This is a genomic window from Acetatifactor sp., assembly GCF_982438285.1.
Genome location: NZ_CEWDFQ010000115.1, coordinates 1 through 8354 on the forward strand (window position 1 = coordinate 1; position 8354 = coordinate 8354).

Below are 8354 nucleotides of genomic sequence, written 5' to 3' on the forward strand. Positions count from 1 at the left end.
CAGCATATCCTACTCCTCCTTTGGTGGTGTTTCTTTGTCCCGATATGCCGAGAGGGAGATGCGCTCCAGGAACCGCTCCATCTTGTAATTCCGCAACAGAATCTGCGCATCCGCAGCGTTTTTCCTGGAAAGGTTGCGGATTAAATCTTTTAGCTGCCTTGCTGTTTTTATCATAAAAGTACCTCTAAATACTGCCGTAAAATCTTCTCGACCCGGAACAGCTTTGCGTAGCGCATCAGCGTCCGAAGGTCCTTATCCTTCCGTCTGGCATACGCTTTCAAAGCGCCCTGGAAGGTCTGCATCTCAATATGGTTCCGGCTGCGGATCAGGTCGCAGATCGTCCGTTCCATATCGTAGACTGGCACATCATGGCCGAAAGGCGTCTGCATCGTAATCAGGCCGACCTCATGCAGCTCCGCCTTGATCGTAAAGACCTGTACGCCTTCCTCCTTCAGCTTGGTCGGGTTATAACCGGTTTTGACCGTGACCGTATATTGTAGGGGCTCCCGGTCTGTCATGTCATGGAAGAACAACGCCGTGTCATGGGAAAAGACAACCTGAGAAAAGCGGAGGTTCAGCAGATACATTGCATCCACCCAGGTATCTTTGGAGAGATACATTCCATGCGCCACGCGCTCCAAATCCCTTGACCGCACATAGTTATAAAAAACAGGTTTTGAAATTCCGGCAGATACCGCCTGCTCAGTGCGCAGCATCCCATCCTGATTTTTCAGCAGATGGTCCAGCTGTTCAAATTGACTCATAGTATTACTTCCTTTCATACTAATATTATAAGCAATATTAGTGTGAAAGGAAAGTCATGGTTGTACCGAAGGAAAAAATTTCTGACATTGCCTTGTGTGGTGCTTTCTCCTTTCCGTTCCCATGGATTCGCCCTATGTTGTGCAATGCCTGCTCATTTACGTTTCGCCATTTCTACTGTGGTTTCTGTTCGTCAGGCTACGATTTCGCTGTCTTTTCTTCTCGCCTGCATCACGATGTAAACCTTGGGGTTCGTCGGCAACTACGCCCCTTGTGGACTTCCACCACAGACTGGCGGCATGCCTGTCATACATAAAAAAGGAGCGTTTCATTTTGAAACAGCTCCTTTTTGCCAATCTGCCTTCTGAAAATACTTCCAACTTAGTCCAGCTTCAATATCATTTCCAGTATTCTCTTTACGCATGCCTCAATTTCTTCTCTGGTGATATAGCCCTGACGCAAGGCTTCCTTTACTCTTTCCGGATAGCCCGCAGGCATTTTTAAATCATTTCCAGCCTTAATCTCACGGTAATGCTCGCCATGGGTCCACCAATCCGTAGTAACCATTCCTTTATAGCCCCACTCTCCTCTCAAAATGCCTGTTATCAATTCCTCATTTTCAGAGGCCTGCACTCCATTTATCAAATTATATGACGTCATGATTACATAGGGATCTGCCTCCTTTACAATGATTTCAAATGCCTTTATATAAATTTCTCTCAAGGCTCTTTCCGAAATACGGGAATCACTGTCTTTCCTGTTGGTTTCCTTGTTATTGCACGCAAAATGCTTTACACAGGCTCCTATGTGCAGCGATTGTACTCCTCTCACCATTGCCGCCCCCATTTTTCCAGCCACCAGAGGGTCCTCTGAATAATATTCAAAATTTCTTCCACAGATGGGATTTCTGTGAATGTTAACCGCAGGCGCAAGCCATAGGGCAATATTATTCTCCTTAATCTCCTCTGCGGCCGCCAGCCCGATTTCTTCGGCCAGCCTGGTATTCCAAGTACAGGCAATCAGCGTTGCACAGGGAAATGCAGTGGTATTAATGCCGCATTCGGGTGCTATGCGAAGTCCGGCAGGACCATCCGCCGTCATAACATTCGGTATTCCATATTCCGGCAGATTTCCGATGCCGTAGGTATTCGCAACCCCCGTATTGGGCTGTCCTCCCAGCAGATGAATCAAATCCTCATTCGAAATGGCATTCACAAATTCGTCCAGACTGATTTTCCCATTGGCCACATCCAGCAATTTGGGGATTTCTGGATTCCACAGCTCGGCATAAGATATTTTTTTTCTGCCTCTGATTGCAGGAGCGTAAGCTTCCAGTGTTTTTTTATCCTGACGGGGCAATCCGGCTTCCTCACAGGGCTTACTCTGCGGCAGACTTTCAAAGCTTCCGTCTGCCAAAAGCCGTCTTTCCAGCTGACGGGGCGCAACACGGGAGTTAAGCCTCTCCACAATAACCGATTCTTCCAAAGAATATGTGAAATCCAGCTTTTGCACGTTCCTGACATTATTCCCTATATAAAAATAGTAATTTCCCGCTTCCATCACATAAGAGGATACACATATTTTTCCTAAGTCATCATAGGATGCCATATCCTTTACAGCAAAGGACATACTCAGCATCACGCTTTCGTCCGGCTGCAGCTCATCTGTTTTGGAAAAAGCAATCAGCTCCCTGCAAGGCTTGCCAAGCTTTCCCTGGGGCGCCTGATAGTATACCTGAACAACCTCTTTTCCGGCACGCTTTCCCACATTGGTTACCAGTGCCTTTATTTCAATCGTGCCGTCCTTCTGTGCTATTTCTGATGGTGTTATTTCAAAATCCGTATAAGACAGTCCGAAGCCAAAGGGATAGTTTACCTTCTCATACACCCCCGGTACTGTTTCAAAATAGCGGTAGCCCACATAGATATCCTCCGTGTAATCCACATAATGGACGGATTTATGGAAATCATTCACAAACGGATAATCTTCCAAAGCAACCGCAAAGGTGTCCGTCAGCCTGCCCGATGGATTGACATCACCGCACAATATATCAGCCATAGCCAATCCGCCTTCCATTCCGCCCTGCCATGCCATCAACACTGCAGAAATTTCCTCACAGTCTTTAAACCAGGAGGTATCTATAAACCCTCCTACATTCAATACGACAATCACCTTCTTGAAGTTTTCCTTCACGGTTTCCACCAGTTTCTGCTCGCTTTTTGTCAGATAAAAATCCCCATTTTCAAAAATGCTTGCACTCAGCTCCATCTGTTGGACTTCGACTTCATAAAGCGCATAACCATCTTCATTCACCTGGCATTTTCTGTCCCAGCCTTCCCCAGAGAAACGGGAAATGGTTATAATCGCCGTATCTGTATAATCCCTGGCGGCTTCCAAAAGCGCGGCAGGCAGCTTTGGCTCTCTGCTCATGCCCGGTACTGCCCCTTCTTTATATTGCTTTTGCATCTCTTTCTCATAAAACCGGGAGAGCTCATGGAAAATATGCACTTTTTCTTCCTCTTCCTTGATTTTCAGTCCTTCATACAAATTACGCACATAAGCGACCGTAACCTCTCCGCTTCCTCCGCCCCCTTTTACATAATCAATGGAGCCTTTTCCAAACAACGCTACTCTCTCCCCCTTATTCAGCGGAAGCGTATCCGTTTCGTTTTTCAAAAGAACCATTCCTTCTCCCGCGGCCCTTCTGGACAACGCAATGTGCTCACTGCTTCCTGTTGCCCTTCCTGCATTACCTTTCAGCGGCAATACGGGCTGATATAACATTCTCTGCCATTTTCCCATTTCTATCCATCCTTGTATTTTAGAAAAGGGGGCTGTGAAACAGCCCCCAAGCCTATTAATTACCACCAAATTCTGCATTCAGTTCATCAATCACAGGCTGAATTTGATATTGCTGTTCTTCTATCCAATTTCTCCAGTTGGTTTCCACATCCCCTTCCTCCAGAACCAATTCCGCATATTCATTAATCCAGTTATAACTAAGCTTATTCTTCGCGTCTGAGCTGTACAACTGCACATCCCAGTCAATAGATGGAATGGTCTCCTCATCACCCATTTCATATTTTTCTTCATATAGCTGCACTACCCTGTCCCGGAATTCCTTTCTGTAGGAAGGATTGATCAGCTGGAATTCATCTGCCAGAATATACATTGCATCATAGCAGGGATATACGGAAGGATACTTCTCACTTGCTACCGTATCTCCAAGCAGGGACACTACTTCACCATTTTCATCATATTCCCAGTCAACGCCTTCAAATCCCATACGGAGGAAGATATTGTTCTCTTCGCTGGAGGCGAAATCCATCATATCCATATATCTCTCAAATTTTTCCTGAGAAATATCAGGAGAGAAAATAACGGTTGTCCAATAATTAATCTGCTCCGGGCTGTGATATTTTCCATCCTCGCCTATAACAAAGCATGTGTGTACGGTATCATCATACGCAAGCCCCAGATTATCCCTCATGCTGGTTTCGCACTGGGTCATGGCACCGGCCATACCCTGCATCATAGTAGCGCCGGCAACACCGGTTACGTTAAACTCTGCATTATCGTCAGTGCCGGTGTAGGCATAAAACTCCGGACTGATCAAGCCTTCCTGAAATGCCTGCTGATACAGCTTCAAGCCGGTGAGCGTGTCCTCATCAGCCGGTCCCCACTGATAATTGCCGTTCTCGTCCTTGTAAAATCCGCCTTCTGCATAGGTTGAATTTGATTTTACAAAGAAGTTCAGCGCCATTTCTGGTCTTACGGCAATCGGTACAAGCGCACTGCCCACATTGCCAGGATCCTGCTCTTTAATCAGTTTTGCGTATTCCAGAAGCTCGGATACCGTATAATAATCTTTTAGCTCAAATCCTACCGCTTCCGCCCAGTCCTTTCTGAGATACACGGTTATATGAGGCACTACCTTCTCCGTTGGCTTTACTGTTGAGAAAATCGGTTTCGGCAAAATATAGGTTCCGCCAACCATTTCCTCCAGTGCAGGCCCTAACTGGGAGTCTTCATATGCTTTCGCCACATTCGGCCATCTTTCCTTCCAATCGTCGGGAAGCCTGTATATTAATCCCTGATCAATGTAATTCATTGCTTCGCCGTGATTGTAGTCCCATGTGGCAACGTCCGGCATATCCCCGGAGTTAATCCATACCCGAAGCCTTTCAGCCCAGTTATCCCAAGATAAGCCAATCACATCCCATTCAAAATTGAATTTCTCGGTCCACCATTTTGTAAATTCATCACCATTGTTATAGTCTACAGACTCATTTACCTGAACGGAAGCCAGGCTGATTACCAGGTGCTCTGAATAATCCTTTTCCGCTTCCCCCGACGCAGCGTCTCCTGTCTGCTCTGCAGAAACACTATCCGTTGCACCGGCCGTGTCAGTCGTATCGGTTTCCTGTGAGCCGCAGGCACTGAGTGCCAGCGTTACCGTCGCTAAAATTACTGCCATTAACCTTTTCTTCATATTTACCTCTCATTCCGCCGCGCAAGCGGCTTTGTAATCAATTTCTGCTGCACATACTGCCACGTATCATGCTTTTACCGCCCCAATCATCACTCCTTTCACAAAATGCTTTTGCAGGAACGGGAATACACACATTACAGGTATAATCGTGACAACAACCGCTGCCATTTTTATTGCAGTATCAAATGCGTATTCATCCATAGCCACAACGCCCATACTGGAAATTTTTGCTTTTACCTGCGAATCTATTACAATACTGCGTAGAACCAGCTGCAAAGGCTGCAAACTGCTTTTCCGGACAAATATCATCGAGTTATACCATTCGTTCCATCTGTCTACTATATAAAATAATGTTATCGTAGCAAATATCGGTTTTGAAAGAGGCATGATAATGTAGAAAATCATTCTCCAGTCTCCCGCGCCGTCCAGCTTTGCAGAATCCGTCAGCGATTCCGGAATTGAGGCGAAAAAGTTGCTCATCAATATTGCATTAAAGGTATTCACGCCATAAGCCAGAATAACCGCCCATATGGTATTGGTAAGATTCAATGTTCCCATAACCAGATACAGGGGAATAATACCGCCTCCAAACAGCATGGTAAACAAAATCAATCCTCTGATCAGCTTTCTGCCCGGATAATTTTTGCGGCTCAGGCCATACGCCAGGCAGGTAGTCAGAAACAGATTCAGAGGTACACCAAGTATCAGGTACAAAAAGGTCGTTCTAAAGCCGATCCATATCCTTCCGTCCCCAAGCAGAGCCCGGTATGCATCAAGCACCGGATTTTTTGGGAAAAGCAGCAGCGGCGTTTCCATGTATTCTTTCTGGGTGGTAAATGAAATGACCACCATATTCCAGAAAGGAAATAAAATAATAATCCCTCCCAGCGTCAGTATCAGAAACACTACAACATCCATACTGCCAATCTTTTTCTTTCTGCTGTTTTTCATATGCTTCCTCCTAACCAAACAAACCGTTTCCGCCAAATAGCCTGCTGCCCCGGTCAGCAATTAACAGCAGCACCATATTTACAATGGAGCGGAACAGACTGACCGCCATGGAAAATCCGAAATCCGGCGTAGCCTGGAAGGTAATCCGGTAAATATACATATCCAGTATTTCTCCGGCTTCACGAACCGCAGCATTTGTCATATTAAATATCTGATCAAATCCCGCGCTCATGATTCCTCCAGCTGCCAGAATAAACATAACGACGATTGTGGGCATTATATTGGGAAGCGTAATGCGCAGCATTTTCTGCAGCCGGGTAGCCCCATCGATATCCGCAGCCTCATACTGCTCCTGATCAATTCCCGAAATTGCGGCCAGATATATAATGCTTCCCCAGCCAGCCTCCTTCCATATATCCGTGATATACAGCATGGGTTGGAATAAATTCTTATCTCCCAGAAAATTAAAGGTTTCTCCGCCGAATAAATGGATAATTGCATTAACGATGCCGTCATATGCCAGGATATTCCTCAATACACTGGCAATTACAATCCATGACAGGAAATGTGGAAACGTGAAAACCGTCTGCAGCACCTTTTTATACCTTCTCAGGCGGAGTTCATTAAACAAAAGGGCTAAGATGATCGGCATGGGAAAGGTAATCAGTAATCGCAGGATGTTTATTTTCAATGTCCTTCCCACAGAATTCCAGAATTCAACATCCTGAAACAGGTTTTCAAAATGCTCCAGACCAATCCAGGGACTTCCCAAAATTCCCAGATTCGCTTTATAATCCTTAAAAGCCAGCGTCAACCCGCCCATGGGAACATATACAAATATCAAATACCATAAAAGCGCCGGAAAAAGGACAATATATATTGTCTTGTTTTTCCATATCTGTTTCAAAAGCCTTTTCCCTTTTTCCATCCTCTTAAGGTCTCCTTCCTTTGCACAATGCTATTCTTCCACGCTGTATAACGCAAGATTCCTTATAGTTATGGTTCCGTCATTTACAAACAGACCAGCCCGATATGCGCCTGTGTTGGCGATTCCAGAGTTAAATACCATTTCATCATTAATATATAATTCGATGGTGTTGCCGATCAGCAGCATTCTAAAATGATATTCCGTGTTTTCTTCAAACAGATACTCTCTGCAATTAGCCATATCCCACTGGGCGTTGGTCAAATACACTCTGTCATTTTCCAAATCAATCGCCAGAATATGATTGAGATCATTCAAAAGCTTTCCGTCTCCCTGGTTCGATAAAACGATTCCCAGCATCGAGCAGCGGCTTTCGGCATCCATTACAAACTCCAGCTCCATATTGTTGGCCATGCCCCTCATTAAAAACGGCTGCCAGCTGTCATTGTCGGTCGTGCACCTGTAAACATCACCGTCCTTCTCCCAGACACCTCCCTTTGTGTTCCATGCAAAGCTGGTGTTGGGCTGAATCGCAATAGCGTCCTCCAATGTGCCGGTTCGAATGCCTTCCAAAAGGTCTGCTGCATAATACAGACGCAAATGCCCTTCCTCGTTTACAGCAACATCCTTTGGCAAGGAAACCACGGACTGACCATTGTTGCTGTCCGTATACAAAACTCTCCTTTTGCCATTAAAAACAATGCTCCGGGAACTATATCCACTGCCAAGCTGTCCTCCCATCATGACATTATCGTCCGGATTTTCCACAAAGGGCCCTGTTGGAGAATCCGCTGTCGCATAAATCTGTGCCCTGGTAATATACGGATCTGAAAAACCGCTGATACATCCATTATTCTTGGCAGTGGTAAGGGTCATATACCATTTATCCCCGATTTGGAACACATCAATCATCTCCGGCATAGCCACGCTTTCCGGCGCATAAGCGATTCCCAACTGCTCCCAGTTGAGAAGATCCGTGGAATATGCCACACCGGCTACCGATGTAGGGGTCGTCATTCCGGTATCTGCAGAAGCCACAAAATATCCCCAGTATCCTTCCCCCTCTTCATCTTTCACGACCAGCATATCACGGCAATCCACCGTCGCCCCCCAGTCTGCATGATTGCTCACATTCTCATTGGCAAAGGTAATGAACCATTCCTCATCCGGTACAAGAACAGGATTTCCCTCATATTCTTCCCATTCATACATATCCTTTGAGGC

At 45.8% G+C, this 8354-nt stretch carries 6 protein-coding genes and 1 pseudogene; all 7 read right to left on the bottom strand.

What is annotated here, in order from left to right; translation table 11 throughout:
• Positions 1–33 precede the first annotated feature (33 nt).
• A pseudogene (locus AC1WIP_RS07345) lies at positions 34–174 on the bottom strand (nucleotidyl transferase AbiEii/AbiGii toxin family protein); the annotation flags it as partial.
• Positions 171–764: a type IV toxin-antitoxin system AbiEi family antitoxin domain-containing protein gene (locus AC1WIP_RS07350; RefSeq protein ID WP_481141241.1), complete on the bottom strand. Its 594-nt coding sequence runs from the start codon at positions 762–764 to the stop codon at positions 171–173. The pseudogene AC1WIP_RS07345 and the gene AC1WIP_RS07350, both read right to left, overlap by 4 nt.
• Before the next feature lie 379 nt (positions 765–1143).
• Complete coding sequence (locus tag AC1WIP_RS07355) at positions 1144–3564, bottom strand: glycoside hydrolase family 3 protein (protein ID WP_481141242.1); 2421 nt, start codon at positions 3562–3564, stop codon at positions 1144–1146.
• A gap of 55 nt (positions 3565–3619) precedes the next feature.
• On the bottom strand, positions 3620–5254 hold the full coding sequence (locus AC1WIP_RS07360) for a type 2 periplasmic-binding domain-containing protein (RefSeq protein ID WP_481141243.1): 1635 nt from the start codon (positions 5252–5254) through the stop codon (positions 3620–3622).
• A gap of 66 nt (positions 5255–5320) precedes the next feature.
• The gene (locus AC1WIP_RS07365) at positions 5321–6205 is read right to left on the bottom strand and encodes a carbohydrate ABC transporter permease (protein WP_481141244.1); all 885 of its coding nucleotides are present in this window, start codon (positions 6203–6205) and stop codon (positions 5321–5323) included.
• A 10-nt stretch (positions 6206–6215) separates the two neighbouring features.
• Positions 6216–7133: an ABC transporter permease gene (locus AC1WIP_RS07370; RefSeq protein ID WP_481141245.1), complete on the bottom strand. Its 918-nt coding sequence runs from the start codon at positions 7131–7133 to the stop codon at positions 6216–6218.
• A 30-nt stretch (positions 7134–7163) separates the two neighbouring features.
• The coding region (locus AC1WIP_RS07375; protein ID WP_481141246.1) for a hypothetical protein at positions 7164–8354 on the bottom strand (1191 nt) is incomplete at its 5' end.

What these genes read in the sequence shown, in the direction of transcription:
- AC1WIP_RS07350 (WP_481141241.1), bottom strand. Translation starts at nt 764, where the DNA reads ATGAGTCAATTTGAACAGCTGGACCATCTGCTGAAAAATCAGGATGGG.
- AC1WIP_RS07355 (WP_481141242.1), bottom strand. Translation starts at nt 3,564, where the DNA reads ATGGGAAAATGGCAGAGAATGTTATATCAGCCCGTATTGCCGCTGAAA.
- AC1WIP_RS07360 (WP_481141243.1), bottom strand. Translation starts at nt 5,254, where the DNA reads ATGAAGAAAAGGTTAATGGCAGTAATTTTAGCGACGGTAACGCTGGCA.
- AC1WIP_RS07365 (WP_481141244.1), bottom strand. Translation starts at nt 6,205, where the DNA reads ATGAAAAACAGCAGAAAGAAAAAGATTGGCAGTATGGATGTTGTAGTG.
- AC1WIP_RS07370 (WP_481141245.1), bottom strand. Translation starts at nt 7,133, where the DNA reads ATGGAAAAAGGGAAAAGGCTTTTGAAACAGATATGGAAAAACAAGACA.